This window comes from Paraburkholderia tropica (assembly GCF_900109265.1).
In the GTDB taxonomy this organism is placed as follows: Bacteria; Pseudomonadota; Gammaproteobacteria; order Burkholderiales; family Burkholderiaceae; genus Paraburkholderia; species Paraburkholderia tropica.
On the sequence record NZ_FNZM01000001.1, the window covers coordinates 505,839 to 531,529 of the forward strand.

The 25,691-nt window shown below is 67.2% G+C and carries 23 protein-coding genes and 1 pseudogene; 9 read left to right on the top strand and 15 right to left on the bottom strand.

What is annotated here, in order from left to right; all coding sequences use genetic code 11:
* Positions 1-151: 151 nt before the first annotated feature.
* A complete protein-coding gene (locus BMY06_RS02225) occupies positions 152-409 on the bottom strand; it encodes a DUF4148 domain-containing protein (RefSeq protein ID WP_065057696.1) in 258 nt (85 codons plus the stop codon).
* Positions 410-762: 353 nt separating this feature from the next.
* Between BMY06_RS02225 and BMY06_RS02230 the strand changes: the two genes are divergently transcribed.
* Entirely contained in the window at positions 763-1,050 is a 288-nt protein-coding gene (locus BMY06_RS02230) for a DUF4148 domain-containing protein (RefSeq protein ID WP_065057734.1), read from the top strand.
* Between the two features lie 148 nt (positions 1,051-1,198).
* On the opposite strand, the gene BMY06_RS02235 is transcribed toward BMY06_RS02230, so the two are convergent.
* The 3 genes from BMY06_RS02235 to BMY06_RS02245 all read right to left on the bottom strand — a co-directional run bounded on the left by BMY06_RS02235 (position 1,199) and on the right by BMY06_RS02245 (position 4,978).
* Positions 1,199-1,498 carry a 2Fe-2S iron-sulfur cluster-binding protein gene (locus BMY06_RS02235; RefSeq protein WP_065057735.1) on the bottom strand — a complete coding sequence of 100 codons (300 nt, stop codon included), beginning with the start codon at positions 1,496-1,498 and terminating at the stop codon, positions 1,199-1,201.
* Between the two features lie 86 nt (positions 1,499-1,584).
* Positions 1,585-2,724 (bottom strand): VIT1/CCC1 transporter family protein, encoded by a 1,140-nt coding sequence (locus BMY06_RS02240; protein ID WP_074981326.1) that lies wholly within the window; start codon positions 2,722-2,724, stop codon positions 1,585-1,587.
* Between the two features lie 76 nt (positions 2,725-2,800).
* Positions 2,801-4,978 carry a sigma-54-dependent Fis family transcriptional regulator gene (locus BMY06_RS02245; protein ID WP_124263339.1) on the bottom strand — a complete coding sequence of 726 codons (2,178 nt, stop codon included), beginning with the start codon at positions 4,976-4,978 and terminating at the stop codon, positions 2,801-2,803.
* 230 nt (positions 4,979-5,208) lie between these two features.
* On the opposite strand from BMY06_RS02245, the gene BMY06_RS02250 reads away from it, so the two are divergent.
* Both BMY06_RS02250 and BMY06_RS02255 read left to right on the top strand, forming a co-directional pair.
* Complete coding sequence (locus BMY06_RS02250; RefSeq protein WP_065057699.1) at positions 5,209-5,427, top strand: DUF2964 family protein; 219 nt, start codon at positions 5,209-5,211, stop codon at positions 5,425-5,427.
* 370 nt (positions 5,428-5,797) lie between these two features.
* Positions 5,798-6,091 carry a DUF1488 family protein gene (locus tag BMY06_RS02255; RefSeq protein WP_074981329.1) on the top strand — a complete coding sequence of 98 codons (294 nt, stop codon included), beginning with the start codon at positions 5,798-5,800 and terminating at the stop codon, positions 6,089-6,091.
* Between the two features lie 128 nt (positions 6,092-6,219).
* On the opposite strand, the gene BMY06_RS02260 is transcribed toward BMY06_RS02255, so the two are convergent.
* The 4 genes from BMY06_RS02260 to BMY06_RS02275 form a co-directional block, all read right to left on the bottom strand.
* Entirely contained in the window at positions 6,220-6,753 is a 534-nt protein-coding gene (locus BMY06_RS02260) for a cytochrome b (RefSeq protein WP_065057701.1), read from the bottom strand.
* A 252-nt stretch (positions 6,754-7,005) separates the two neighbouring features.
* Positions 7,006-8,307 carry an NCS2 family permease gene (locus tag BMY06_RS02265; protein ID WP_074981331.1) on the bottom strand — a complete coding sequence of 434 codons (1,302 nt, stop codon included), beginning with the start codon at positions 8,305-8,307 and terminating at the stop codon, positions 7,006-7,008.
* 498 nt (positions 8,308-8,805) lie between these two features.
* Positions 8,806-9,069: a DUF4148 domain-containing protein gene (locus BMY06_RS02270; RefSeq protein WP_065057703.1), complete on the bottom strand. Its 264-nt coding sequence runs from the start codon at positions 9,067-9,069 to the stop codon at positions 8,806-8,808.
* 101 nt (positions 9,070-9,170) lie between these two features.
* A complete protein-coding gene (locus tag BMY06_RS02275; RefSeq protein WP_074981403.1) occupies positions 9,171-10,172 on the bottom strand; it encodes an AraC family transcriptional regulator in 1,002 nt (333 codons plus the stop codon).
* Between the two features lie 258 nt (positions 10,173-10,430).
* Between BMY06_RS02275 and BMY06_RS02280 the strand changes: the two genes are divergently transcribed.
* Genes BMY06_RS02280 through BMY06_RS02295 form a run of 4 tightly spaced genes read left to right on the top strand, consistent with a single transcriptional unit; the run spans position 10,431 to position 15,333 of the window.
* On the top strand, positions 10,431-11,564 hold the full coding sequence (locus tag BMY06_RS02280) for an acyl-CoA dehydrogenase family protein (protein WP_065057704.1): 1,134 nt from the start codon (positions 10,431-10,433) through the stop codon (positions 11,562-11,564).
* A 48-nt stretch (positions 11,565-11,612) separates the two neighbouring features.
* Entirely contained in the window at positions 11,613-13,337 is a 1,725-nt protein-coding gene (locus tag BMY06_RS02285; protein ID WP_074981332.1) for an AMP-binding protein, read from the top strand.
* 25 nt (positions 13,338-13,362) lie between these two features.
* Entirely contained in the window at positions 13,363-14,148 is a 786-nt protein-coding gene (locus tag BMY06_RS02290; protein WP_065057706.1) for an enoyl-CoA hydratase, read from the top strand.
* A gap of 3 nt (positions 14,149-14,151) precedes the next feature.
* Complete coding sequence (locus BMY06_RS02295) at positions 14,152-15,333, top strand: enoyl-CoA hydratase/isomerase family protein (protein WP_074981334.1); 1,182 nt, start codon at positions 14,152-14,154, stop codon at positions 15,331-15,333.
* 85 nt (positions 15,334-15,418) lie between these two features.
* Here the strand turns inward: BMY06_RS02295 and ppnP are convergent, their stop codons facing one another.
* A complete protein-coding gene (gene ppnP, locus BMY06_RS02300; RefSeq protein ID WP_065057737.1) occupies positions 15,419-15,739 on the bottom strand; it encodes a pyrimidine/purine nucleoside phosphorylase in 321 nt (106 codons plus the stop codon).
* 391 nt (positions 15,740-16,130) lie between these two features.
* Here ppnP and BMY06_RS02305 point away from each other — a divergent pair, with 391 nt between their 5' ends.
* A complete protein-coding gene (locus tag BMY06_RS02305; protein ID WP_074981336.1) occupies positions 16,131-18,392 on the top strand; it encodes a TonB-dependent receptor in 2,262 nt (753 codons plus the stop codon).
* Positions 18,393-18,487: 95 nt separating this feature from the next.
* On the opposite strand, the gene BMY06_RS02310 is transcribed toward BMY06_RS02305, so the two are convergent.
* A complete protein-coding gene (locus BMY06_RS02310) occupies positions 18,488-19,288 on the bottom strand; it encodes a family 1 encapsulin nanocompartment shell protein (protein ID WP_065057709.1) in 801 nt (266 codons plus the stop codon).
* Positions 19,281-20,363, bottom strand: a complete 1,083-nt coding sequence (locus tag BMY06_RS02315) for a Dyp-type peroxidase (RefSeq protein WP_065057710.1) — start codon at positions 20,361-20,363, stop codon at positions 19,281-19,283. Before BMY06_RS02315 ends, BMY06_RS02310 begins: the two co-directional genes overlap by 8 nt.
* Before the next feature lie 215 nt (positions 20,364-20,578).
* Here BMY06_RS02315 and BMY06_RS02320 point away from each other — a divergent pair, with 215 nt between their 5' ends.
* A complete protein-coding gene (locus BMY06_RS02320) occupies positions 20,579-20,863 on the top strand; it encodes a hypothetical protein (protein WP_065057711.1) in 285 nt (94 codons plus the stop codon).
* A gap of 82 nt (positions 20,864-20,945) precedes the next feature.
* Here BMY06_RS02320 and BMY06_RS02325 read toward each other — a convergent pair whose 3' ends face one another.
* The 4 genes and pseudogenes from BMY06_RS02325 to BMY06_RS38380 form a co-directional block, all read right to left on the bottom strand.
* Entirely contained in the window at positions 20,946-22,997 is a 2,052-nt protein-coding gene (locus BMY06_RS02325) for a VTT domain-containing protein (protein WP_074981338.1), read from the bottom strand.
* Positions 22,998-23,310: 313 nt separating this feature from the next.
* Complete coding sequence (locus tag BMY06_RS02330) at positions 23,311-25,005, bottom strand: cation acetate symporter (protein ID WP_074981340.1); 1,695 nt, start codon at positions 25,003-25,005, stop codon at positions 23,311-23,313.
* Positions 25,002-25,325 (bottom strand): DUF485 domain-containing protein, encoded by a 324-nt coding sequence (locus BMY06_RS02335; protein ID WP_065057714.1) that lies wholly within the window; start codon positions 25,323-25,325, stop codon positions 25,002-25,004. Before BMY06_RS02335 ends, BMY06_RS02330 begins: the two co-directional genes overlap by 4 nt.
* Before the next feature lie 210 nt (positions 25,326-25,535).
* A pseudogene (locus tag BMY06_RS38380) lies at positions 25,536-25,691 on the bottom strand (electron transfer flavoprotein subunit alpha/FixB family protein); the annotation flags it as partial.

Consider the following 25,691-nt stretch of genomic DNA (forward strand, 5'->3'; position numbering starts at 1 on the left):
CCTCGCCAGGCTGTGACGCCGGCAAACCGCTGTCTCTAATCTCTAAGTATCGTCCGAAAAAAATCAGGCCCGCCGCTCAAAAGAGCGGCGGGCCTGATTCACATCTGGACGCGGCGCGCTGCCTGACCTGTCAGCGACCGCGCGTCAAAACTTACTGACCCGACTGCGACGTGCCGGCGGTCGACGGACCGTAAGCCGTGTTGGCCTTTTCGGCAGCGATCTTGGCTTCGGCAGCCTGAATGTTTTCCGGATAGTGCATCCAGTCGCTCGGATCGTAGCCCGCTGCGCGCAGTTGCGCGAGTTCGGCGCGGACTTGAGCGCGCGTGACGGGTTGTTGCGACTGGGCGAACGAAACCGCCGGGGCGGCGACGATGGCGGCGATGATTGCGGCCTTGAGAAGCGACTTCATAACGATGACCTCCGGTTCTTTTTTAGCGGGCCGGCGCGACGCCTTGACCCATGGCGACAATGTAGGCGACCGTGAGCCTAGGGTAAATACCTACCAAACGAATTCAGTGTTCTCCTGGCGACAACAATCGTCCCGGCAATTCGTCTGATTATTTCGGCGATCGCTTAAAACGGCGCATTGTTTAGGTGTCAGATCATTTCGCATCGCGCGCGGGATTATTGCGAAATCCGCAACTGGAAATCGCCTGATTCGCCATATATCCGGAACTGGCGCTTGCCTAGAATCCACTCAACGCTCGATGCCGGCCCTGGTGCCGCGACATGCCGGGCGATTCCAACAATCCGGAGGTCATCATGAAGTCGCTCATTCAAGCCGTTGTCATCGCCACTGCCTTCGCCGCGCCGCTGGCCGCGTTTGCACAGTCTGAACAGGGTCTCACGCGTGATCAGGTGCGCGCGCAGCTCGTCGAATTCCAGCAGACCAGCCGTAACCAGAACGCCGGCGCCGCCACGGTCGCCGCGCCCGTCACGCAGGGCAACAGCGCGTACGGCGGCGTGAGCAGCACGTCGATGGCCGGTGCGGGCTACGTCTCCGAAGCCGCGCGCAAAGGTCCGCAATCGGTGTACTTCGGCGGTCAATAAGCCGTCAGGCGAAGCGCTTTCGCCACGTACACAGAAACCGGCCCGCGATCTCGAATCGCGGGCCGGTTTTTTTCATGAATCGGAATAATCGGCGCGGAAGTGGATAACAGCGCGCAAAAAGGGCGAAATCCGGCCAAAGCGGCCTGATTCAGGCCAATTCGGCGTCGGGCACGTCGAGCACGAGGTCGGTGAGCGCGACGGCCACGCAGGTCAGCACGTCGCCCTGCGCCTTTTCCTCGCGCGACAAGCCCGGCCATTCGATCGTGTAGCGGATCTCGCCGCTGACGATGCGGCACAGACACGTGCGGCACGTGCCGTTGCGGCACAGACGCGGCAGGCGAATGCCCGCGAACGAAGCGGCTTCCAGCAGTGTCAGTTCGGGCGGCGCTTCGAAGGTCGCGCCGAGCGGTTCCACGCGCACGACCGGTATTGTCGATACAGCCGGCACGGGCGTGACTTCGTGTTGAGGTTCACGTTCCGGTGCTGTCGATGCTTCGGTCTCCTGCGCGAAGCCACGCGGGTTGTTGTCGGCGCTCATGATATCGATACGCCGAGCAGACGCCCCGCGCCCGCCGTGAACGCGGCGGCGGCGAGACCGATCACGATTTGCCGCGATGCGGAAAACGCCGCGCTGCGCCCATTGAACAGCGAGGTGAACACGCCGACGGCCGCCAGCCCGAGCGCGCTCAGCGCCACGCTCTGCACGATGGCCGCCGTGCCGTGCGCCCACAGAAACGCCGCCGTGGGAAACGCCGCGCCGAGCGAAAACAGGCAGAACGACACCGCCGCTGCCGACCACGGATTGCCGCCCAGTTCCTTCGGATCGATGCCGAGTTCCTCGCGCGCGAGCGTGTCGAGCGCTTCGTCCTTGTCGCGCATGATCTGGGCGGCGACGCGGCGCGCCTCGTCGGCGTCCACGCCCTTGGCCTGGTAGATCAGTGCGAGTTCGTGACGCTCGGCGTCGGGCGTGTGTTCGAGTTCGTCGGCTTCCCTCGCGAGCTGCGTGCGCGCCAGCTCGCGCGCGTTCGTCACCGAGAGCCATTCGCCGAGCGCCATCGAGCACGCGCCCGCCACGAGTCCGGCGAGTCCCGTCAGCAGGATCGTGCGGCTCGCGCTGCCCGCGCCCGCGACGCCCATGATCAGGCAGAAGTTCGAGACGAGTCCGTCGTTCGCGCCCAGCACTGCCGCGCGCAGGTCGTTGCCGCGCGTCGCGCCTTTGTGCCACGACTCGGCCGCCGCGATCTGCTCGCCTTTCGTGCGGCCGCGCGCGCCGCGTGCGCCTTTGCTCTCGACGATCGATTGCACGATGGCCGCGTGTTCCTGCTCCTGCGCGGAGAGCGTTTCGGCGCCGGGTTCGCGCGCGTAGCGGTCGCGGTCGGCGTACTCGGCGGCGGCCACCGTCGGCAGGACGAGCGACGGTCCGAACGCACGCGTGAGCGTCTGCAACAGCCGCGTCTTCGCGCTGCGCCGATGCGTGCGCACCCGCACGCCGTTGGCTGCGAGCTTGCTGCGCCAGATGTCGGCGTGTTCGCGTTCGGAGGCGGCGAGTTCGGCGTAGATCGCGCGCCGCCGCGTGTCCTGCTCGCAGGCGCTGAGCGTGTCGTAGACGGCGGCGCTGTCGAGTTCGTCGGCGAGATTGCGCCGGTAGCGTTTGAGTTCCTGGGCGGAGGCCATGTCGCGCGGGGGAAAAGCGTTGTCGCGAAGCTTACCCTGGCGGCGCGCGAATACCGGTATCGCTGCACGCGCGCGGCTAGCGCCGCCGCAGGTGCCGGTAGACGGTATTGCGCGCGAGCCCGAGCTCGCGCGCCGCGGCGGACACGTTGCCGCTGTGGCGCGACAGCGCGTCGTCGATCAGATGCGCTTGCCAGTCGGCCAGACGTTCGGGGCGCGCGTCGCCGTTGTCGTCGCGCGTGTCTTGTGCGTGCGCATGGCGGCGATGCGCGGATTCATCGGCGTGGACGGATGTTCGTACCGACTCCGACTCCGACTCCGACTCCGACTCCGACTCCGAAGCAGACCCAGACCCAGACCCAGACCCAGACTCAGACGCGCAATCGGCAAGCAGATCCTCGGGCAGATGCACGATGTCGATGGCGTCTTCGCCCTCGGCGAGAATCGCGGCCGTGCGCAGCACATTGGCGAGCTGGCGCAGATTGCCCGGCCAGCGGCAGCGCGCGAAACACGCGCGCACGGCAGGTGTCAGGCGCGTGGGCGCGTCGGGTGCCTCGGCGCGCACGCGCGCGAGCACGCGGGCGATGAGCGCGTCGAGATCGCTGCGCTCGGCGAGCGGCGGCAGCGTCACGGCGAGCCCGTTGATGCGGTAATAGAGATCTTCGCGGAAGCTGCCTTCGGCGATCATCGCGCGCAGATCGCGGTGCGTCGCGCAGACGATGCGCAGATCGACCGGCACCGCCCGCGCCCCGCCGAGCGGCACGACCGCGCGCTCCTGCAGCACGCGCATCAGGCGCACTTGCTGGGCGAGCGGCATGTCGCCGATTTCATCGAGAAACAGCGTGCCGCCGTGCGCCTGCACGATCTTGCCGGGACTGCCGCGCCGCCGCGCGCCGGTGAACGCGCCTTCCTCGTAACCGAACAGTTCGGCTTCGATCAGCGAGTCGGGCAGCGCCGCGCAATTGAGCGCGACGAAGGGCGCGTCGCGCCGCGGCGAATCCTGATGCAGCGCCCGTGCGAGCCATTCCTTGCCGGTGCCGGTGCGGCCGAGCACGAGCACGGCGATGTCGCGGCCGCGCACGCGCGCGACGCGTTGAAGCACGGCGGACACGCGCGCGTCGCCGCTGTCGAGATCGGCGAGCGTCGGCTGCCAGGCCGTTTCGGCGACGCGTGCGCTCGCGGGCGCGGGCCGTGCGATATCGCGCGCGGCTTGTGCGGCCTGCGCGGGGTTCGACGCGCTTGCGGACTGGCCGAACGACGGCGCGCCGAACGCCGAAGCGCCCAACGTGCCACGCGCGACCACGCGCACGCCGCTCGGCAGCGTGAGCGTGACGGGCTCGCCACGCGCGCGGGCGAGCTGCTGCATGAAAGCGGCGAAGGGCTGGCCGAACAGCGCGTCGAAGCCGCGCGATTGCAGGGTGGCGAGCGGCGAGCCGAACTGGAACAGCGCACTGCGGTTCGCGCACAGCAGCGTGCCGTCCTGCGCGAAGGCGGCGAGGCCTTCATAGAGCGTGCCGATGAACTCCGCGCGCGCATGAAATTGCAGCCGCACGGCATCGGCGAACTCGATGTTGAACAGATGGTTCTCGATCATTTGCGCCGACATCCGCACGAGCGCGAGCGTGTGCTTGTGAAAGCCGCGCGATTCGCCGCTCACGTCGAGCGCACCGAGCGTGCGGCCCCACGGATCGGCGATCGGCGCGCACGAGCAGGTGAGGATGTGGTTCGCGCGCAGGAAGTGCTCGCCCGCATGGACGATGGTCGGCTGGGCGTCGACGAGCGCCGTGCCGATCGCGTTGGTGCCGCGGTCGCGCTCCGCCCACGAGACGCCCGGACGCAGCGCCACGCGCCGCGCTTTCTCGACGAAATCGGTATCGCCGAGACTGTGCAGGATCACGCCGTTGCGGTCGGTGAGCACCACCATGCTTTCGGTATCGACGATCTGCGCGTGCAGCGCGTCCATCACGGGCCGCGCCTGATGGTAGAGCGTGCGATTCGCGTCGAGCAGGTCGCGCAGGTCCGCGCCGCCGAGCGGCTGGAAGTCGGGCGCTTCGCCCGCGCGCAGGCCGAGCGCCAGCGAGCGCGCATGCGCCTGGGCGATCGTGTCCGCGCGCGCCGCCTCGGGCGGCTTGACGGTGACGGAGGGGCGTCGGGTCACTCGTGTCTCCAATCTTGTGTGGCTGCGCTGCGCCGCAACAAGCCGGCGCGCGCCGTGATGCCTCGCCTCATGGTACAGGAAGGCGCGCGCGCGCCACATCGGGGCGAATCCGGGCGTTTCGGCGCATAGGGATGGCCGGTTTGTGCCGAGGGGAGCGCGGCCCGCACGCGCCGCTTGTCGCTGCTTGCTGCTGTTTGCCACTGCTTGCCTTTATGCGCGCGAGTGCCAGGATAAAGGAAGGGATGCGTCTCGCGCGCGTTCCGGCGGCGGCGCAGCGGGTGGTGGGCGGATGGATGTCGGGCCGTCGCGGCTCCCTAGGGGAGTGCGTCATGGTCTATGGCGAATTCAGGATCCTGGTGGCGGCGCTCGCCGTCTTCGTCGCGCTGGCGGGTCTCGCGGCAGCGATTCACGGTCTGCTCTTCGACAGGCACGACTTCGTGGTCTACGGCATGGCGACGGTCGGGGGCGGCATCGCCGTGTTCGTCGCCATGCTGACCGTGCATCCGAAGGATCTCGAGATCGAGCATCGCCAGCATCGCGAGTCGTGACGTTGCGAGTCGTCACGTTGCACTGGCGCGCGACGATCGTTGCGATGCAGCATGCGCCCGCACGGAGCCGGCGCGGGAGCGGGCGTGTGCGCGTGCAACCCGACGCGATCCTGAATGCGATGCTGCACGCGCCAACGCTCGCAGCGGCAGCGGCAAGAATCGGGCCGCGACGAAGGTTTCGCCCGTGTGACAAAGTCGACCTTGCAGGCCGCAGGAAGTGTCCTACAGTGAATCCAATCAACCGCCGCAAACGTGTCGCGCAAGACGGCACCCGCGGCGGTCGGTGTTTTGACCCGCGCGCAAGCCGTGGAGGAGCAACGTAGCGTGACGATGGCGCGGCCCGCAGACCCTCTCAACCTGAGGCATTCCCATGCAGATCCAGTTTCCGAATGAAGTCCCTGAGTACTCGGGACGCGCACTGACGTTGGCGTTTCCGGCGATGATCGATGGGGAGAGGGTCGAATGTACGATCACGGCGGCGGCGCTCGAGGATCACTACGGCGCGGCGTCGACGCGCGCCGAGGACATGCTCGACGCCTTCGACCATCATCGCGAGAACATCGAGGCGGTCGCGCGCCGGCTGCTCTCGGAAACCCGCGCGCAGTGCCTGACGCTGCGCAGCGGCTACGTGCGTTTCGTGCAGGCGCACGGGATGCTGTCTTGAGCGCTCGATGTTTGATTGATGCCTGAATAATGCGCTGAAATCCACGCGCAACGCCGGAGATCACGTTCCGGCGACTCACTACGCCACGCGCCCGCCGGACGGGCGCGTGGCCGTTTTCGGACCCCGCCTCAGATCATGCGGCGCAGCGTGTTGTCGCGGAACACCAGATGGTGCGCGATGGCCGCGAGTGCATGCAGGCCGATCACCCAGTAGAACGCGTTGCCGATGAGTTCGTGCGCACCTTTCAGGAACTGGCGCGCAACGGGGTCGGCGCCCACGAGCACGATCTGCAGGTCGATGCCCGCAAGCGTGACCGGGCGGCCGCCGGCGTTGATCATCAGAATGCCGAGCAGCGGCTGCACGAAGATAAACAGATAGAGCGCCAGATGCACGAGCCGCGAGAGGAAGGTGAGCACGCGATTCGAGTCGATGTCTTGCGGCGCGCCGTGCCAGAGCCGCCACAGGAGCCGCAGCACGGCGAGCGCGAGTACCAGCGTGCCGCACCAGAAGTGCACGTTGCTCCAGAACGCGCGGCTGTCCGAGCCTTTCGGGCCGCGTATTTCGATCGCCAGATAGGCCAGTGCGACGAGCAGGAAAATGACCCAGTGAAAGAAGATGGCGGGCTTCGAATAGCGTTCGGCGGCGGCGGGGTAACTGGCCACGGGCGGCTCCTTTGTGCGGGGATCGTTCTGGTGTGAATTCCCTATGATAAGTAGCCAGCGCGATGGCGTGCGGCTGCATGACCGTTTAGCTTGATGTGGCTACCGGCGAGTGGTCTCTAAGCGCCGCGCCGCGCGGACGTAAACGCGAAACGGGCGGCCCCGAGGCCGCCCGTTTCGTTTCGCGCTGAACACGTGCAACAGCCGCCGCGCGTTACGCGGCTGACCGGGCCCGCGTCGCCGGTGTCATCAGCGTTATTCGCCGCCGAGGTAGAAGTAGCGGAACAGGAACACCGCCGCGATGATCCAGACGATCAGGCGCACGTCGCGCAGACGGCCCGTCAGCAGCTTCAGGCCCGCGTACGAGATGAAGCCGAACGCGACGCCATTGGCGATCGAGTACGTGAACGGCATCGCCAGCGCGGTGAGCGCGGCGGGCACGACTTCGGTGGCGTCGTCCCAGGGCAGGTCGGCGAGTTCGCGCAGCATCAGGCACGAAACGTAGAGCAGCGCCGGCGCGGTTGCGTAGGCGGGCACCACGCCCGCGAGCGGCGCGACGAACAGGCAGGCGAGGAACAGCACGGCCACGGTCAGCGCGGTCATGCCCGTGCGGCCGCCCGCCTGCACGCCCGAGGCGCTTTCGATGTACGCCGTCGTCGACGAGGTGCCGAGCACCGAACCCGCGAGAATCGCGGTGCTGTCCGCGAGCAGCGCGCGGTTCAGACGGTGCATCTTGCCGTGCACGAGCAGGCCCGCGCGGTTCGCGACGCCCATCAGCGTGCCGGTCGCGTCGAACAGTTCGACGAGGAAGAACACCAGCACGACGTTCAGGATGCCGGTCGAGAGCGCGCCCTTGATGTCGAGTTGCAGGAAGGTCGGCGCGATCGAGGGCGGCGCCGAGAAGATGCCGTGGAACTGGTTGCCGCCGAAGAAGAACGACAGAACCGTCACGCCCACGATGCCGATCAGGATCGCGCCGCGCACCTTGAGCACGTCGAGCGTCACGATCACGAAGAAGCCGATGATCGCGAGAATCGTGTGCGGGTCGTGCAGATTGCCGAGCGAGACCAGCGTGGCCGGATTGCCGACGATCACGCCCGAGGTCTTCAGCGAAATGATCGCGAGGAACAGGCCGATACCCGAGGTGATCGCCACCCGCAGCGAGTGCGGAATCCCGTTGATGATCGCCTCGCGCACGCGCAGCAGCGTGACGATGAAGAACAGGCAGCCCGAGATGAACACGGCGCCGAGCGCGGCTTGCCACGTGAAGCCCATCCCCTTGACCACCGCGTACGCGAAGTACGCGTTCAGGCCCATGCCGGGCGCGAGTGCGATCGGATAGTTCGCGTACAGGCCCATGACGATCGACGCGAGCGCCGCGACGAGGCAGGTGGCGACGAACACCGATTCCTTCGGCATGCCGGCGTCGCCGAGAATCGCCGGGTTCACGAAGATGATGTAGGCCATCGTGAGGAAGGTGGTGATGCCGGCGAGCACTTCGGTGCGCAGGTTCGTGCCTGCCTCTTCGAAGCCGAAATAGCGTTTGATGGCGTCCATGAAGGTTGGCCCTTGAGAATCGAGCGGTTGATTTGTTGTTGGGATCGGCGTCGGCGGACGGGCGGCGGGGCGCGTCCGGATCGCGCGGATCGTGTGGTTGAAGCGGTTACGGGCGGGATTGTAAACAATTGTCCGCGCCGCGCAGCAATGCGTTTACGAAACGCGTGGAAGCGCTGCAACAGTGCGTGCTGTAAGGATAGAAAGGGATGCGCGCGCAACTTCCGTGCGGCGGGGGAAACGGGTCGGGGTCCGCGTGTATCGGAGCGCGTCGGAGCGTGTCGTCGCGTACCGGCGGGTATTGGCGCGTCATGCGGTGAAGATCGTCAGGCGGTGCGCGCGGACAAACGCGATCGCACGGCAGTCGCGAAATCAACGATTCCGGACACAAATTTCACGCGCCGGTCGGCCTTTGAGGGGCAGACCGTCATACCCGCCGGGAGCGGGTCCGGCGCGCGCGTGCGGCGGCGCGCCTGCTCCTGTTTTCTTCCGGGCGCTTGCTTACTGCGCCGATTGCGGCATGACGCCCGCTGCGTGCGCCGCGCGGCGTTGCGCGACGATGGCACCCGCGCGTTGCGCGTTTTCGGGGTAGTCGATCCAGTCGAGCGGATCGTAGCCCGCGGCGCGCCACTCGGCGAGATCCGCGCGCACCTGCGCGCGTGTCATCGGCTGCGCGGGGTTGTAGCTCTGCGCCGAGGCCGGCAGCGAAGCGAAGCAGCACGCGGCGGCGAATACGCCGACCGCGGCACGTGTGACGGTGTTCATGATGAAGCCTTTCGTATTAGGGATAACCCTTAAAAGTATAGACGGTATCCCGATAATCGAAAGGTGCGATTGAGTCTGTGTGTTATGCCGCGTGCATGGATTCAGCCCCGCCCCGCGGCGCGTTCGCGCGATTGGCGGTATTCGCCGGGACGCATGCCGGTCCACTTGCGGAAGGCGCGGTGAAAGGCGCTCGGCTCGGCGAAGCCGACGGCGGCCGCCACGTCGGCGACCGCGCGCGCGGGGTCTTGCAGCGCCGCGAGCGCGAGGTCGCGGCGCAGTTCGTCCTTGATCGTCTGGCAGCTGTGGCCTTCCTGATGCAGCCGCCGCCGCAGCGTCGCGGGCGCGACGTTGAGCAGCCGCGCGATGGCGTCGGCGTCCGGCCACGCGCTCACGGGCAGGGCGCGCAGCGCCCGCCGCACGCGCGCCGCGAACGCGCCCGGATTGCGATACTTGACGACGAAATTGCCCGGCGCGTTGCGCAGAAACGCGCGCGCGGAACCGGCGGTCTGGATCACCGGCAGGTCGAGAAACGCGGGCGCGAGGTCGAACCACGACCCGGCTTGATCGAAGCCGATGTCGTCGCAGATCATCGACTGGTATTCGTGCGCGTTCGCGGGCGGCGCGCAGCGAAAGCGCGCCGCCACCACCGGAATGCGCCGCCCGACCAGCCAGCTCAGCAAGCCGTAGACGAGGATGAACCACGTCGCGTACGCGAACATCGCGGGCGGCCGCGTGCCCGCGCGATGGACGAGCGTGACGCGCACGCGCGTGGCGTCGATGTCGATCTCGCCCGCGAGGTCGTCGAGCACGAGGCGCATGAAGTGGACGGCGCGCTGCAGCGCCTGGCGGCCCGTGCGTGCGCCGAGCGCCGCGTGCGTCATGGCGACGAAGCTGCCGCTTTTCATGGCGTGCGTGTCCTGGCCGAAGAATTCGTCGTCGAGCGCGCGCGCGATGCCCGACCACAGCGCGCCGTATTGCGCCGCGCTCACGCGGGCGCGCGGCGCGTCGAGCAGGTCCGCGCCGATACCCGCCGCGTCGAGCACCGGCGACACATCGAGCCCCTGGGCGCGCGCGAGCGCCAGCGTCTCGTTGACGAGACTCATCGCGATCGTGCCTTTCTCGCTCACTCTGCTGGTTTTCCCTGACTGCAAGGACTGGCCTCCGGTGGGGTTGTCGCAGACGATATGGTAAATCCGCTCAGTCAGTTTGATCGTGGCGGGCATCGAATGCCGGTGCGCCGATGCCTAAACTTTTCGCGAGCCTTGCAGTGGTGCGCAGCCGGGGCCACAGTGGCAACGAGGCTGTGAGCGACGCCGATGCGCGCCACGCGCCGCACGGCACGAGACATGAAGGGGACAAACATGGACGAGTTCTACACCGAAGATCAGCGCATGATCCGCGACGCCGCGCGCGATTTCGCGACCGAGCGCCTCGCGCCCCACGCGGCGCAATGGGACCGCGACGGCAAGCTGCCCGACGACGTCGTCGCGCAACTGGGCGAACTGGGTTTGCTCGGCATGATCGTGCCGCAGGAGCAGGGCGGTTCGTACACCGATTACGTGGCCTACGCGCTGGCGATGGAAGAGATCGCCGCCGGCTGCGCCTCGTGCGCCACGCTCATGAGCGTGCACAACTCAGTGGGCTGCGGGCCGATCCTCCAGTACGGCACCGACGCGCAGAAGGACCGCTGGCTCGCGAAGCTCGCGAGCGGCGAGATGATCGGCGCGTTCTGCCTGACCGAGCCGCAGGCCGGTTCCGAGGCGAACAATCTGCGCACGCGCGCCGAGCTGCGCGACGGCCAGTGGGTGCTCAACGGCAACAAGCAGTTCGTGACCAACGGCGCGCGCGCGAGCCTCGCGATCGTGTTCGCGGTCACCGACCCGGACGCGGGCAAGCGCGGCATTTCCGCGTTCGTCGTGCCCACGGATACGCCCGGTTTCAACGTCGGGCCGCCCGAAAAGAAGATGGGCATTCGCGCCTCGGACACCTGTCCGATCACCTTCACCGATTGCGCGATTCCCGAAGCGAACCTGCTCGGCCAGCGCGGCGAGGGCCTGAAAATCGCGCTGTCGAATCTCGAAGGCGGGCGCATCGGCATCGCGGCGCAGGCGCTCGGCATCGCGCGCGCGGCCTTCGATGCGGCGCGCGCCTATGCGCACGAACGCGTGCAGTTCGGCGAGCCGCTCATCAAGCATCAGAGCGTGGCCAACATGCTGGCGGACATGCATACGCGCCTCAACGCCGCGCGCCATCTCGTGCATCACGCGGCGCGTCTGCGCACGCTCGGCAAGCCGTGTTTGTCGGAGGCGTCGCAAGCCAAGCTCTACGCCTCGGAAATGGCCGAAGAAGTGTGCTCGCACGCCATTCAGATTCACGGCGGCTACGGTTTTCTCAACGACTATCCGGTCGAGCGTCATTACCGCGACGCGCGCATCACGCAGATTTACGAAGGCACGAGCGAAGTGCAGCGCATGGTGATCGCGCGGCAGCTTTGAAGATGGAAAGGATGGCTAAATAAATAACGATAGCAACTGGAGACGACGATGACCGGGTTCACCCCTTCCGCGCAGGCCTTCATCGACGCACGCGATCTGCTGCAGCGTCACCGCACCGACTACGCGCGCGCTTACGCGGAATTCGCGTGGCCGAAGCTCGACACCTTCAACTGGGCGCTCGATTACTTCGACGTGATCGCGCGCGGCAACGCGAATCCGGCGCTCTGGATCGTCGACGATCTCGCAAGCGGCGGCACGCAGTATTCGTATGCGCAGATGGCCGAACGCTCGGCGCGCGTGGCGAATTTCCTGCGCGAGCAGGGCGTGGGACGCGGCGATCGTCTGTTGCTGATGCTGCCGAACCGCGTCGAACTCTGGGACGTCATGCTCGCGGCGATGAAGCTCGGTGCCGTGGTGTTGCCCGCCACCACGCAGCTCTCGCCCGACGACGTGCGCGAGCGCGTGGAGGCGGGCGGCGCGCAATACGTCGTGGTCGATGCGGCGGAACTCGCGAAGTTCGACACGCTGGACGCGAACGTGAAGCGCATCGCGGTGGGCGCGCCGGACGTCGGCGCGCCGTGGATCGATCTGTCGCGCGCCTATGCGGCCAGCGCCGCGTTCGTGCCCGACGGCCCGACGCGCGCGAGCGATCCGATGCTGCTCTATTTCACGTCCGGCACGACCTCGAAGCCGAAGCTCGTCGAGCACACGCATCAGAGCTATCCGGTCGGCCATCTGTCGACGATGTACTGGATCGGCCTCGTGCCCGGCGACGTGCACTGGAACATCAGCTCGCCAGGCTGGGCCAAACACGCGTGGAGCTGCTTCTTCGCGCCGTGGAATGCGCAGGCCTGCGTGTTCGTCTACAACTACGCGCGCTTCGTGCCGAAAGAGACGCTCAACGCGATCGTGCAATGCGGCGTGACCACGCTGTGCGCGCCGCCGACCGTGTGGCGCATGCTCGTTCAGGAGCCGCTCGCGAGCTATCCGGTGAAGCTGCGGGAGATCGTCGGGGCGGGCGAGCCGCTCAATCCCGAGATCATCGAGCGCGTGCGTCACGCCTGGAACATCACGATCCGCGACGGCTACGGCCAGACCGAAACCACCTGCCAGATCGGCAATTCGCCGGGCCAGCCCGTGGTGGCCGGCTCGATGGGGCGGCCACTGCCGGGCTATCGCGTCGAACTCGTCGATCCCGACGATCAGCCCGTGAACGAAGGCGAAATCGCGCTGCCGCTCGGGCCGGATTCGACGCTGCGTCCGCTCGGCCTGATGACCGGCTACGCGAACAACGCGACGGCGAGCGAGTACGCCATGCGCAACGGTTACTACCACACGTCCGACGTGGCGATGCGCGCCGAAAACGGCTACTACGTCTACGTCGGTCGCGCCGACGACGTGTTCAAATCGTCCGATTACCGGCTCAGTCCGTTCGAGCTCGAAAGCGTGCTGATCGAGCACGAAGCGATTGCCGAAGCGGCCGTCGTGCCGAGCCCCGACGAACTGCGTCTCTCGGTGCCGAAGGCGTTCGTGATCGTGCGTCAGGGCTACGAGATCGGCCCCGATCTCGCGCGCGAAGTGTTCCGTTTTTCGCGCGAGAAACTCGCGCCGTACAAGCGCATTCGCCGGCTGCAATTCAGCGATCTGCCGAAGACGATTTCGGGCAAGATCCGCCGCGTCGAACTGCGTCGCCGCGAGATGGATCGCACGCCCGACACCGCGCGCCAGCCCGACGAATACTGGGAAGAGGATTTCCCCGAACTGCGCGGCTAGGTCCGCGCCTGCACGGAGTCACGCCATGATCGAATTCGAATACGTGCACGAGGGCGCGGTTGCGCTCGTCACGCTCACGCGCGCGCCCGCGAACGCCTTCACCGTCGATGGCTTGCGTCAGCTTCAGCAGGTCATTGAAGCGTTCGACCGCGAGGCGCAGGTGCGCGCCATCGTCATCACCGGCAGCGGGCCGAAGTTTTTCAGCGCGGGCGCCGATCTGAACGCTTTCGCCGATGGCGACCGCGAAGCCGCGCGCACGGCGGCCACGGCGTTCGGCGCGGCGTTCGAAACGCTGCAAAACGCGCGCGCGGTGACCATCGCGGCGATCAACGGCTATGCGATGGGCGGCGGGCTCGAATGCGCGCTGGCGTGCGATATCCGCGTGGCAGAAGAACAGGCGCAACTCGCGCTGCCCGAGCCCGCCGTGGGTTTGCTGCCGTGCGGATGCGGCACGCAGACGCTGCCCTGGCTCGTCGGCGAAGGCTGGGCCAAGCGCATCATTCTCACGGGCGAGCGCGTGGATGCGGCCACGGCGCTGCGCATCGGTCTCGTCGAAGAAGTCGTGCCGCAGGGCGGCGCGCGCGAGGCCGCGCTCGCGATGGCGGCGCGCGTTGCCGGGCTGAGTCCGCACGCGGTCACGTCGAGCAAGGCGCTGATCCATCAGGCGCGCAACGGCGTGCCGCGCGGCGCGGCGCTGGCGGTCGAGCGCGAGCGTTTCGTCGATCTGTTCGATTCGCCCAATCAGCGCGAGGGCGTGAACGCCTTTCTCGAGAAGCGCAAACCGCGCTGGCACAGTGAAATGGAGAGTTAAGTCATGAATGCACGACCGGAAGCCGTGCGGCACGCAGCGGTGGGAACGTCCGCGCAAACGGAAGCCCTATCGCCTGAACAAAGCGACGTACTGATTCGCGTGGTCAATCGCGTCGCGATCGTCACGCTCAATCGTCCCGCCGCGCTCAACGCGCTTTCGCACGCGATGGTGCGCGAGCTGGCCGTGCTGCTCGAACGCGTGCGTCGCGATCCCGAGGTCGTCGCGCTCGTGCTCGAAGGCGCGGGTCCGAAGGGCTTTTGCGCGGGCGGCGACGTGCGCGCGATCGACCGGCTCGCACGCGCGGGCGAGCGGCTCGGCGAACAGGGCTGGCAGCAGTTTTTCGTCGACGAATACCGGCTCGATTACGCGCTGCATACTTTCGACAAACCGGTCGTCGCGCTGCTCGACGGCGTGACGATGGGCGGCGGCATGGGGCTCGGTCAGGCGGCGTCGCTGCGCGTGGCGACCACGCGTACGAAGATCGCGATGCCGGAGACGCGCATCGGCCTGTTGCCCGACGTGGGCGCGACGCATTTTCTCGCTCGCATGCCCGCGCACATGGAGCTGTATGTGGGGCTCACCGGCGCGCTGCTCAATGGCGCCGACGCGCTGCATCTGCATCTCGCCGATGTCTGCGTGCCGGGCGACTGGCTCGACGGCTACGAGGCGCGGCTCGCGCAGGTGTCGTTCGACGGCGGGGTGTACGACGGGCTGCGGCAGGTGTTCGAGACGTCAGGTCACGACGCGATTGCGAGTCCGCTCGCCGCGCGGGAGCCGCTGATCGCGCGGCATTTCGAGCCGCACGCGCGCGTTAGCGAGATGGTCGCTTCGCTGCGGGCCGATCTCGAAGGCGCGCCGCCCGGTGACGCATGCGCCTGGCGCGAAGCCACGCTCGACGCGCTCACGCACTATTCGCCGACGATGCTCGAAGTCACGCGCGAGGCGCTGCTGCGAGGCCGTCATGCGACGCTCGCGGAGAGCTTTCGCATGGAGCTGGGCATCGTCGTGCGCGCGATCGAGGAGGGCGACTTCTGCGAGGGCGTGCGCGCGCATCTCGTCGACAAGGACCGCACGCCGCACTGGTCGCCCGCGACGCTCGCCGACTTGCGCGAGCCGCGCGTGCAGCATTTTCTCGCCTCGCCGTGGCGCGCGGAGGATCATCCGCTGGCGGATCTGGGCGCGTGATTGCGAACCATGAAAAACGCCCGCCGTGCGCAAGGCACGGCGGGCGTTCTGGTCTGAGCGCGGCGCGCTTACACGCTCACTGCATTCACAGATAGCTGCAGCAGTAATCGAGCGTTTCGACCACGTCGATGTCGAAGCGGCTCTTGCCCGGCACCGAGAACGATTCGCCCGCCGCGTACGTCTTCCATTCGTCGCTGCCGTCCAGACGGATGCGGCACTTGCCGGCTTGCACTTCCATCAGCTCGGGCGCGTCGGTGCCGAAGTTCAGCTGGCCAGGCAGGATCACGCCGAGCGTCTTGCGCGTGCCGTCCGCGAACAGCACCGTGTGCGAGACGCACTTGCCGTCGAAGTACACGTTGGCCTTGCGGATTACGGAAACCTGGTCGAATTGCGTTGCTGCCGTCATGGCGGTCTTCCTCTGAGTCGTCGTGAATGAATGCGTGGGCGCCTCGCCGCGCAGGGCGGCGCGCGAAGCGCGGCCCGCCATCATACCGGCTCCCGGCGCGTCCTGACATGGCCGCCCGGTCAGCGCCGAACGGTCGCCTGCCACTCATCTTCGCCATGAATTCCGGCCTGCGCGTGCCGCGCGCCTTGCCATCGCCGACGATCCCCAACGCCCTCGCCGCTGAATATTCGGTAATCAGTGTTTACAGAAAAATAACATGTCATTACAATTGCGACGGCAAATGAGAATCATACGCATTTGCAAATAACATAAATTACAGGGGCCGGGAAGTGCTGCGTGGCGCGTGACGCCTGGTGCTATCCCGTCTCCGCCTTCGATCAAGCCGCTCACCATGTCCGCTCACTTCCCGAGTCGGATGCGCACTGTCGCGTCCGTCGCAGCCCTCTATTGCTCCGGATTTTTCGCCGCGACCGCCGCGCATGCGCAAGCTGCGCCGGCCGTGGCCGCATCCAGCGCCACCACCACCACGACGCCCACGACGCCCACGCCGAACGCCGCCGACGCCATGCTGCCCGCCGTCAAGGTCAGCTCCTCGGCGCCTTCGGAGATGCAGACGAAGTCGCTTTCGTCGTACAAGTTCACCTCGCCGCTCATCGACACGCCGCGCTCGATCACGGTGATTCCGGAAGAAGTGCTCAAGCAGAAGAACGTCTCGACGTTCCAGGACGCGCTGCGCACGGTGCCGGGCATCACCTTCCTCGGCGGCGACGCGGCGGCGAATCCGTCGGCGGACCGTCCGGTGATTCGCGGCTTCGAGTCGCGCAACTCGATCTTCGTCGACGGCATGCGCGACTCGGGCGTGCAGAACCGCGAGACCTTCGACGTGGAGAACATCAGCGTCGTGAAGGGCCCGGATTCGGTGTACGCGGGGCGCGGTTCGGTGGGCGGCAGCATCGACATCACGACCAAGACGCCGCAGGCCGACAGCTTCATCAACGGCAGCATCGGTCTCGGCACGGACAGCTACCGCCGCGCGACCATCGACTGGAACCAGCAGCTCAACGACACCACCGCATTCCGCCTGAACGCGATGGGCCACGACGCCGACCAGGCGGGCCGCACCAACGTCTACAGCAAGCGCTGGGGCGTGGCGCCGTCGATCGCGTTCGGCCTGAACTCGCCGACCACGGTCACGGTGAGCTACTACCACCTGAGCAGCTACGACATGCCCGACTTCAGCGTGCCGTTCCGCTCGACGGGCGGCACGCCGGTGCCGAGCAACCGCAGCCAGTTCTACGGCCTGAATTCGCGCGACTATCGCTACGGCCAGACCGACACCGGTGAAGTGAAGGTCGAGCACCGCATCAACGACGCGTGGAAGATCCACAACACGACGATGTTCGGCCGCTCGACGCTCGACTATCTCGCGACCAATCCGCAGATCTCCAGCACGAATCCGAACCTGCTGAGCCTGCAGGCCAAGAGCGGCAAGTACGCGACCAACAGCGTGTCGAACCAGACCGAGGCGAACGGCAAGTTCGATCTTTACGGCATGCGCCACACGCTCACGGCGGGCGTGGAGTTCAGCCACGAGCAGGATCTCTACGAGGGCTATCTCGTCACCGATTCGAAGGGCAACAACATCCGCTCGGGCGGCCCGTGCTCGGTGGCGTACAACTGCACGCCGCTCGGCAGCTGGAACCCGAACAATCCGTGGACCGGCAGCGTGCTGCTCAACGGCGACAAGAGCTTCCCCGGCCCGGCGACGCATACGCAGACCAACACCGCCTCGGCGTATCTGTTCGACAGCGTGCAACTGTCGCAGCGCTGGATCTTCAACGCGGGCGTGCGCTTCGACCGTTACGACGTGACGGCCGAGCAAGCGGGCGTGGCGAATCTGAACAACACGTCGAACCTGTTCAGCTATCAGTTCGGCCTCGTCTTCAAGCCGATCGACACGGTGAGCCTGTACGCGTCGTACGGCACGTCGGCGAATCCGCCGGGCGCGAACTCGGGGCTGGGCGGCGGCACCGACCAGCTCACGGCGACCAATCAGGATCTCGCGCCGGAGCGTTCGCGCAATATCGAAGTGGGCGCGAAGTGGGACGTGCTCGACCGCCGTCTGTCGCTGACGACCGCGCTGTTCCAGACCGACAAGACCAACGCGCGCGTGAGCGACGGCCTGGGCGGCACGATCAACGCCGGTTCGCAGCGCGTGCGCGGCTTCGAATTCGGCTTCGCGGGCAACGTGACGGAAAAGTGGGCCGTGTTCGGCGGCTATTCGTATCTCGACGCGATCACGACCAACGCGGGTCCGACGAGCCCGGCGCTCTCCGGCCTGCCGATGGTGATGGTGCCCAAGCACAACTTCACGCTGTGGACGAGCTACGACGTGCTGCCGAAGCTGAACATCGGCGCGGGCGCGACGGTGTCGAGCCTGACGTACGCGTCGGTGTCGGCGACCTCGCGCAAATGGACGCCGGGCTACGCGCGTTTCGACGCGTCGGCGACGTGGCGCGTCTCGAAGAAGGTCGACTTGCAGCTCAACGTGAACAACATCTTCGACAAGAAGTACTACCAGAGCGCGTATCCGATCTACGCGACCTGGGCGCCGGGCCGCTCGGCGATGGTCACGCTGAACTTCTATCAGTGATGCGTGGACGCAAGGTGTAAACGGAAAAGGGGCGCTGCGAGCGCCCCTTTTTTTGCGTGTGCGTCATGCACGTGCGTTAAGTGCGACGCGCGCGCTTACTCCGCCGTCACCGTCACCGACGCTTCGGACGTCAGCATCATGAACGTGAAGCTTTCCTGCAGATACAGCTTCACGCTCTTGTCGTCGTGCGAGGCATAGCCGATCGACACGTCCTGACCCAGATGCAGCGCGAAGTCGCCGCCGCGCGTACTGAGAATGCTGCCGCCTTCGATCGCCGGCGCCCAGATGATCTCGCCGTTCACGAGGCGGCGGATGTGTTCGAGAATCGGATAGCCCTGATCGCTCGCCTCGCTCACGGCCGTGTAGGCGTCCGAGCCGAGCAGCACCGCGTACGGGCCGTCCACGCCCTGCAGGCGCAGTTGTTCGAGCGCCTTGGCGATGACCGTCGGGTAATCGGCGATGTCGGCGGGCATCGGCAGCAGCGGGTTCGACGTGCCTTCGCGAATGCCCGTGATCTGCGCGGCCTTGTAGCCGTCGAAGATCGCGCGGTCTTCGGCGAACGCGAGGCGCGTGGCCGCGTCTTTCGCGGGCTGCCAGTCGGAGTCTTCCGCGCCGCGCTCGACGTCGTCGATGGCTTCGCGCGAGAGTTCGAACGGCACGCGCAGTTCGACGATCGCCTTCACTTCGCGCTGGCGCGCGCGGATGCCGTCGAGCGGCGCTTCGATGCCGTTCTGATGGCCGGTGCCGACCGCGGCGAGCGCGGCGCCGCCGGGGCCGTTCACGTCCACGACGCGGCGGCCCGCCAGCGAGCGCTTGAAGGTGCGCGCGACTTCTTCTTCGATCTGCGACCACGCGGCCGTGGAAATGGGCGCCAGCTCGCGATGGAGGTTATTCATACCGGGGAGCTCCTTTGAGTGATCCGATGGCGAGCGAGCCGTCCGCGTTCGCGGCGGCCGTCTCGGTTTGCGTGTCCGGCGCCGAGGCGTCCGGCGTGTCGATGGTGGCGGCCGCGCCCGGTTCGTGGTCGGCGAGCGCTTCGAGCAGCGGCTGCGACGGCACGAAGAACAGCCCGCCGGTCACGGCGCGGCTGAAGTCGAGCAGGCGGTCGTAGTTGCCTGGCGGCAAACCGACGAACATGTTTTCCAGCATCTGCTCGATGGGCGCGGGCGAGCGCGCGTAGCCGATGAAATACGTGCCGAACTCGCCCGAGCCCGGCCGGCCGAACGGCATGTTGTCGCGCAGGATCTTGATCTCGTTGCCGTCGGCGTCGTCGAGCGTGGTCAGCGAGCTGTGCGACCAGCTCGGCTTCACGTCTTCGTCGAGTTCGATGTCCTGCAGCTTGGTGCGCCCGATGATGTGTTCCTGCGCTTCCACGGGCAGCGCGTTCCAGCCCTTCATGTCGTGCAGGTACTTCTGCACCAGCACGTAGCTGCCGCCGCAGAAGTCGGGGTCTTCGTTTTCGCCGATCACGGTGAAATGGACCGCTTCGTTGCCGGTCGGATTCTCGGTGCCGTCGACGAAACCGATCATCGCGCGCATGTCGAAGTTGCGGAAGCCGTGCACTTCGTCCTCGGTCGTGACCGCGCCGTCGAGCTTCTTCATGAGCTGCGTGGCGAGTTCGAAGCAGAGGTCGGTTTCGTCGGCGCGAATGTGCAGCAGGATGTCGCCCGGCGTGGCGACGGCCACGCGCTCGCCCTTGCCGAATTCGCGGAACGGGTGCAATTCGGCGGGACGCGGCTCGCCGAACAGCGTGTCCCATGCGTCGGACGAAAAGCCGACCACGCACGAGAGGTTGCCGGCGGGCACGCGTTTGCCGACGGCGCGCACGAGATTGCCGACGTCCGCGCACCAGGCGCGCACGGCGGCGCGGCTGGCGGCATCCTCGTTGACGGACAGGACGATGAAAAACGCGCTGCGGGTGACGGCGCTGGAGACGGACTGCGGTTCCTGCGTGAGTGAGGCCGGCGTCATGGTGTGGGGTTTCGCTCGTGAAGTCGGATGCGGATACGGCACCGCGCACGCCGCGGCGGCGCGCGGGCGGGAAGCTTTCGGTTCCCTGCCGGGCGCGCGTGGGGAGCGTGGGGGCCAGTGCCGCATAGTGTAATCAAACTCGCGGAAACAGGCGGTTTGCAGGTAAAAGGCGCGCGTGCGACGATAGCCCTGTCCTGTCCGCGGAGAGATCAGTCATGTGGGACCACACTGAACATGAAGGCTTCGAAATCTGGGTGTTGCCGATTCCGGCATTCGGGCCGCGTTCGCCCGAGCCGCTGTTTCACTACAGCGGCTATATCTGCCGGCACGGCGCGGACGCGCATCTGGACGGGCGCAGCGTGCGCTTTCACGATCTGATGCGCAATTACGTCGGGCCCGATGCGGCGCTCGACGCCGCGTACGCCGACGCGCGCTCGCGCATCGACCGCTTCCACGCCAGCGGCAGTTGGGCCGAGTCGCTGGCCCAGCCGGGCGCGTAGCGATCGCGTCGGCCGCCGCGAACGCCTGTGCCGGCAGGGCCGGGCGCAGCCGTCAGGCGGTGCGTGGAATCGCCGCGCTCAATCAGCGGCCGCCGGAAACGACCAGCATGACCGGTCGCCCTTCGCAGCCTTCGCTGCCCGGCATCGTCATGACGCGCCAGCCGGGCGGCTCGCCCGGCGCGGCCAGGTCGGGGCGGCGGACCTGGTCGCTGCCGTCGTTGTCGCGATCCACGTAGGTCGTCAGCACGTTGAACGGCCAGGACGCGCGGCGCAGCCGTTCGTGCACGAGCGAGCCCACCCAGATCGGCGTGTCGGCGGACGCGAGCGCATAGCCGGTCGGCCAGAAGCGCAGCACGTCGCGGCGGCTGCCGGGCCGTTGCGGATCGTCGGGCAGATGCAGGCGCGCGAACACCAGCGGCGACGGCTGGCCGTTGTTCAGCTTCGGCAGCAGCGGCAGCGAGAGCGCGTCGACGTTCGGCGCGACCAGCGAGAGCACGCTCTTGACCGAAAACTGCGTGCCTTCGCTCCAGCCCGCGTCGCGCAGCGCGTGGCTCAGGTCGGCGGCGCTGGCGGCCCACTGGAGCGTCATCGGCTCGCGGCGCTCGCCTTTCATGTCCACGCGGTAGCACGCGAAGGTGCGCCAGAGCGTGTCGGTCCACGCGAGCTGGCTGACGACGACCGGCGGTTCTTCGTCGCGCGATTCGACGGCCGCCACGTGCCCGGCCGCGCCGCGCTGCAGCACGAACGCCAGCACCAGCACCGCGAGCACGATCGACGGCATCACGTTGCGCTCGGGCGGACGCTGCGGATAGCGCCACAGCGAGAGCAGCACGACCGCCGCGACCCAGATCGAGGCGAAGGCCGCGCCGCCGATTGCGTCGGAGAACAGGAAGCGGTCGAAATAAAGGCCCGCGAAGGTCACCGACACCACGATCGCATTGCCGAGCGTCGCCACGATGGCGGCCTGCGGCATGTTCGCGCGCCGCACGAGCAGGAACATCATGAAGCCGTAGACGATCACCATCGACGCCACGCGGTCGCTCGGGAACACGTATGCGCCCACGTGCGCCGCCGCGCCCACGTCGTGATGGATCAGGATGCGCAGTACGAGGATGAGCGCCTGCGAGACGCCCGCGGCCAGCATCCAGTACGCGATGGTGCGCCAGCGCCGTTCGAGCGCCATCCACGCCGTCACGGTCACGACCAGCAGGGCGAGCGTGAGATTGCTGCCGAGCGTTTCGACGCGCGCGAGCACGTCGTCGGCCCAGGTCGTGTGGATCGAATGCAGAAAGAGGCGCACCGACTGGTCGATCTGCACGAGCGGATCGCCGCGCAGCAGGTTGCTCAGCACGTACGAGAACACGGCGGCGCACAGCGGCACCAGCGCCGTCACCACCAGCACGGCGCCGAGCGCGGGCTGCCTGGGGTCGAGCAGGCGCGCGATGCGCCGCGCCGCGTGGCTTTCGCCGTGCCGCTGGGCCCACTGCGCCGCGCCGCGCCGCGAGGCGCCCGCCCACTGGTCCAGATGCGCGAGCAGCACGTGCGTGAAGCGCCAGATCAGCCAGAACGCGAGCGCGATCATCGCCAGCGCGACCACGAGCCGGAACGACACCGCGCCCGCCAGTTGCAGCGACGCGCCGAACACCACGCCCGGCAGGATATGCGCGGGCGCCCAGACGAGCGCGGAAATCACGTTCATCACGAAAAAGCGCATCGGCGTCATGCCCGCCATGCCCGCGACGATGGGCACCACGGCGCGCAGCGGTCCGACGAAGCGCGCGAGGATCACGCTGCGCGTGCCGTGGCGCGCGAAGTAGGCTTCGGCTTTTTCGAGGATGGCGGGATGCCGGCTGAACGGCCAGACCTTGACGATGGAGTCGCAATAACGGCGGCCGATCCAGAAGCTCAGCGCGTCGCCGGCCACCGCGCCCACGATCGCGCAGACGAACAGCCAGCCGAGATTGAGCGCGCCCGTGCCCGCGAAGGCGCCCGCGATGAACATCGCCGTGCTGCCCGGAAAGAACGTGCCGATGAGGGCGAGCGATTCGAGGAACGCGGCGAACACGACGAACGCGAGCGTCCAGCCGGGATACTCGGCGAGCAGGTGCAGCAACTGGACGTAGGCGTGCTCCATCGACGCGGGTTGGGTGCCTGGTTGGGAGCCGCGCGGGCCGGCGCGGCGGTGGATCGGCGCGGGGCGCGGCGCGCGGCGTCACCGGCGTACTGGTCGTCGTGAGCGAAGCGCGCGTCCCCATCCGCAATATAACCGGGGTCGGATTTGCGCGCGCGGTGCTGCACCGCTACGGTTCCGGCGCGCCGCCGGCTTGCGCCCGCCGTGACGCCGCCGCGCCCATGAAAAAACGCCCCGCGGCGGGCGCGAGGCGCGCGGCGCGGGGCGTTCAGCACGTGTTGCGCTTTCTGTGCGCTTTCCGCGCGTCCGGCTTGCGTCAGTGCTTGACCGCTTCCATCGGCAGCAGGCCGGTCTGGCCGTAGAACTCCTGGGCCGCGAACGCTTCGCGCTCCTTGCGGGCGCGCGCGCTGTTATCGAGGCGCGAGACCGTCCAGATGCCGATGAACGCGAGCGGCACCGACACGAGCGCCGGGTTGTCGAGCATGACGAGCGCGTGGGCGTGATGCAGCACGTCGACCCACACCGACTTCGAGAACAGCGTGAGCAGCACCGAAGCCGCAAGGCCGAGCGCGCCGCCCGCCACCGCACCGCGCGTGGTCATGCCGCGCCAGAAGATCGACATCACCAGCACCGGGAAGTTGGCGCTGGCCGCGACCGCCGCCACCAAACCGACGAGAAACGCCACGTTCGCATGCTCGAACAGGATGCCGAGCGCGATTGCGATCACGCTGAGCGTGAGCGTCGCCACGCGCGAGATGCGCATTTCGCGGCGTTCGTCCTTGCGTCCGCGCGCGAGCCAGCTTGCGTACAGATCGTGCGAGACCGTGGTCGCGCCCGAGAGCGTGAGGCCCGCCACCACGGCGAGGATCGTCGCGAACGTGACCGCCGCGATGAAGCCGTAGAACAGATTGCCGCCCACCGCCTGGGCGAGCTTCACGGCCACCATGTTCGAGCCGCCCAGCAGGTCGCTCGTCAGATTGAAGTGGCCGCCGGCGTCGAGGCGGAAGAACTCCGGATGCTGCGCGAGCAGCGCGATCGCCGAAAAGCCGATCACGAACGTGAGCAGATAAAAATAGCCGATGAAACCCGTCGCATAGAACACCGACTTGCGCGCTTCCTTCGCGTTCGGCACCGTGAAAAAGCGCATCAGGATGTGCGGGAAGCCCGCCGTGCCGAACATCAGCGCGATGCCGAGCGAGAGCGCGTTGAGCGGGTCGCGGATCAGCTTGCCGGGCGCCATGATGCTGAGCGCGCCCGGATGCACGTTCACGGCCTGGCGGAACATCTCGTTCGGGCTGAAGCCGAATTGCGCGAGCGCGAGAATCGCCATGAGCGTCGCGCCGCACAGCAGCAGCGCGGCCTTGATGAGTTGCACCCACGTGGTCGCGGTCATGCCGCCGAAGAACACGTAGATCACCATCAGCGCGCCCACCACGATTTCGGCGATCCAGTAGTCGAGGCCGAGCAGCAGTTCGATCAGCTTGCCCGCGCCCACCATCTGCACGACCAGGTAGAAGATCACCACGACGAGCGAATTGGCCGAGGTCATCATGCGGATCGGGCCTTGCGCGAAGCGATAGGCGACGACGTCGGCGAAGGTGAATTTGCCGAGATTGCGCAGCGGTTCGGCGATCAGGAACATCACGAACGGCCAGCCGACGAGGAAGCCGATCGAATAGATCAGGCCGTCGAAGCCGAAGATGAACACCATGCCCGAGAGGCCGAGAAACGAGGCCGCCGACATGTAATCGCCGGCGATGGCGAGGCCGTTCTGGAAGCCGGTGATGCCGCCGCCGCCGGTGTAGAAGTCGCGCGTGGTGCGCGTGCGGCGCGCGGCCCATTGCGTGATGCCGAGCGTGACGAGCACGAACAGCAGGAACATGCCGATCGCCACCGGATTGTGCTGATGCGGCGGCATGGGCGCGGCCGGGCCGGCGGGCACGTTGGCGTGCGCGAGCACGGAGGCCGTGGCGAGCGCGAGCGCGGCGAATGAACGAAGCGGGCGCGTCATGCCGTCACCTCGTGTTGCAGCCGGGCGATGAGCGCGCGCATGGCCGGGTCGAAGCGGCGATTGGCGCGCAGCACGTAGAAACCGGTCAGCGCGATCGCGCCGAGGATGATGCCCACGCCGACCAGAATGCCGACGCTCGTGGTCGCGCCCGCATACAGCGGATGCGCGAGCTGATGCGGCGCGAGCGCGACGATCAGGATGAAGCCGTAATACAGGGCGATCATGAGCGCGGTGAGCGAGAAGCTGAAGCGGCGTCGTGCCGCGACGAGCTGCCGGTACTCGGGATGCGCCTTGATCGTGTCGATCGAGGATGAGGCCATAGGTGTCTCCTTGCCAGTGCCGCCGGATAGGCGACGGACGAACGGGGCCGGGCCACCTTCACGGGGTTGCCTGACGCTTTCTCCGACGGGAACGCTGTTGTTGTGTCTTTGAATGCGCCGCGCCGCTGGAGAGCGGGGCGGCGCGCGCGCTATTTATTCGCGTCTTGTGGGTGCTGCGTGTTTCAGGTTTTGTGCTTCGGGTTTCGCGCTTTATGCGAGCGTGTTCACGAGTTCCGGCACGGCCGTGAACAGATCGCCGACGAGACCGTAATCGGCTACGGTGAAAATCGGCGCTTCCTCGTCCTTGTTGATCGCGACGATCACCTTCGAATCTTTCATGCCCGCGAGATGTTGAATCGCGCCTGA

Coding starts and splice junctions, on each gene's coding strand:
- BMY06_RS02240 (WP_074981326.1), bottom strand. CDS start 2,724: ATGGCCTCCGCCCAGGAACTCAAACGCTACCGGCGCAATCTCGCCGAC.
- BMY06_RS02280 (WP_065057704.1), top strand. CDS start 10,431: ATGGACGAGTTCTACACCGAAGATCAGCGCATGATCCGCGACGCCGCG.
- BMY06_RS02295 (WP_074981334.1), top strand. CDS start 14,152: ATGAATGCACGACCGGAAGCCGTGCGGCACGCAGCGGTGGGAACGTCC.
- BMY06_RS02325 (WP_074981338.1), bottom strand. CDS start 22,997: ATGGAGCACGCCTACGTCCAGTTGCTGCACCTGCTCGCCGAGTATCCC.
- BMY06_RS02335 (WP_065057714.1), bottom strand. CDS start 25,325: ATGGCCTCATCCTCGATCGACACGATCAAGGCGCATCCCGAGTACCGG.
- BMY06_RS02230 (WP_065057734.1), top strand. CDS start 763: ATGAAGTCGCTCATTCAAGCCGTTGTCATCGCCACTGCCTTCGCCGCG.
- BMY06_RS02290 (WP_065057706.1), top strand. CDS start 13,363: ATGATCGAATTCGAATACGTGCACGAGGGCGCGGTTGCGCTCGTCACG.
- BMY06_RS02330 (WP_074981340.1), bottom strand. CDS start 25,005: ATGACGCGCCCGCTTCGTTCATTCGCCGCGCTCGCGCTCGCCACGGCC.
- BMY06_RS02275 (WP_074981403.1), bottom strand. CDS start 10,172: ATGAGTCTCGTCAACGAGACGCTGGCGCTCGCGCGCGCCCAGGGGCTC.
- BMY06_RS02305 (WP_074981336.1), top strand. CDS start 16,131: ATGTCCGCTCACTTCCCGAGTCGGATGCGCACTGTCGCGTCCGTCGCA.
- BMY06_RS02310 (WP_065057709.1), bottom strand. CDS start 19,288: ATGAATAACCTCCATCGCGAGCTGGCGCCCATTTCCACGGCCGCGTGG.
- BMY06_RS02250 (WP_065057699.1), top strand. CDS start 5,209: ATGGTCTATGGCGAATTCAGGATCCTGGTGGCGGCGCTCGCCGTCTTC.
- BMY06_RS02270 (WP_065057703.1), bottom strand. CDS start 9,069: ATGAACACCGTCACACGTGCCGCGGTCGGCGTATTCGCCGCCGCGTGC.
- BMY06_RS02265 (WP_074981331.1), bottom strand. CDS start 8,307: ATGGACGCCATCAAACGCTATTTCGGCTTCGAAGAGGCAGGCACGAAC.
- BMY06_RS02285 (WP_074981332.1), top strand. CDS start 11,613: ATGACCGGGTTCACCCCTTCCGCGCAGGCCTTCATCGACGCACGCGAT.
- BMY06_RS02255 (WP_074981329.1), top strand. CDS start 5,798: ATGCAGATCCAGTTTCCGAATGAAGTCCCTGAGTACTCGGGACGCGCA.
- BMY06_RS02245 (WP_124263339.1), bottom strand. CDS start 4,978: ATGTGGCGCGCGCGCGCCTTCCTGTACCATGAGGCGAGGCATCACGGC.
- BMY06_RS02225 (WP_065057696.1), bottom strand. CDS start 409: ATGAAGTCGCTTCTCAAGGCCGCAATCATCGCCGCCATCGTCGCCGCC.
- BMY06_RS02320 (WP_065057711.1), top strand. CDS start 20,579: ATGTGGGACCACACTGAACATGAAGGCTTCGAAATCTGGGTGTTGCCG.
- ppnP (WP_065057737.1), bottom strand. CDS start 15,739: ATGACGGCAGCAACGCAATTCGACCAGGTTTCCGTAATCCGCAAGGCC.
- BMY06_RS02315 (WP_065057710.1), bottom strand. CDS start 20,363: ATGACGCCGGCCTCACTCACGCAGGAACCGCAGTCCGTCTCCAGCGCC.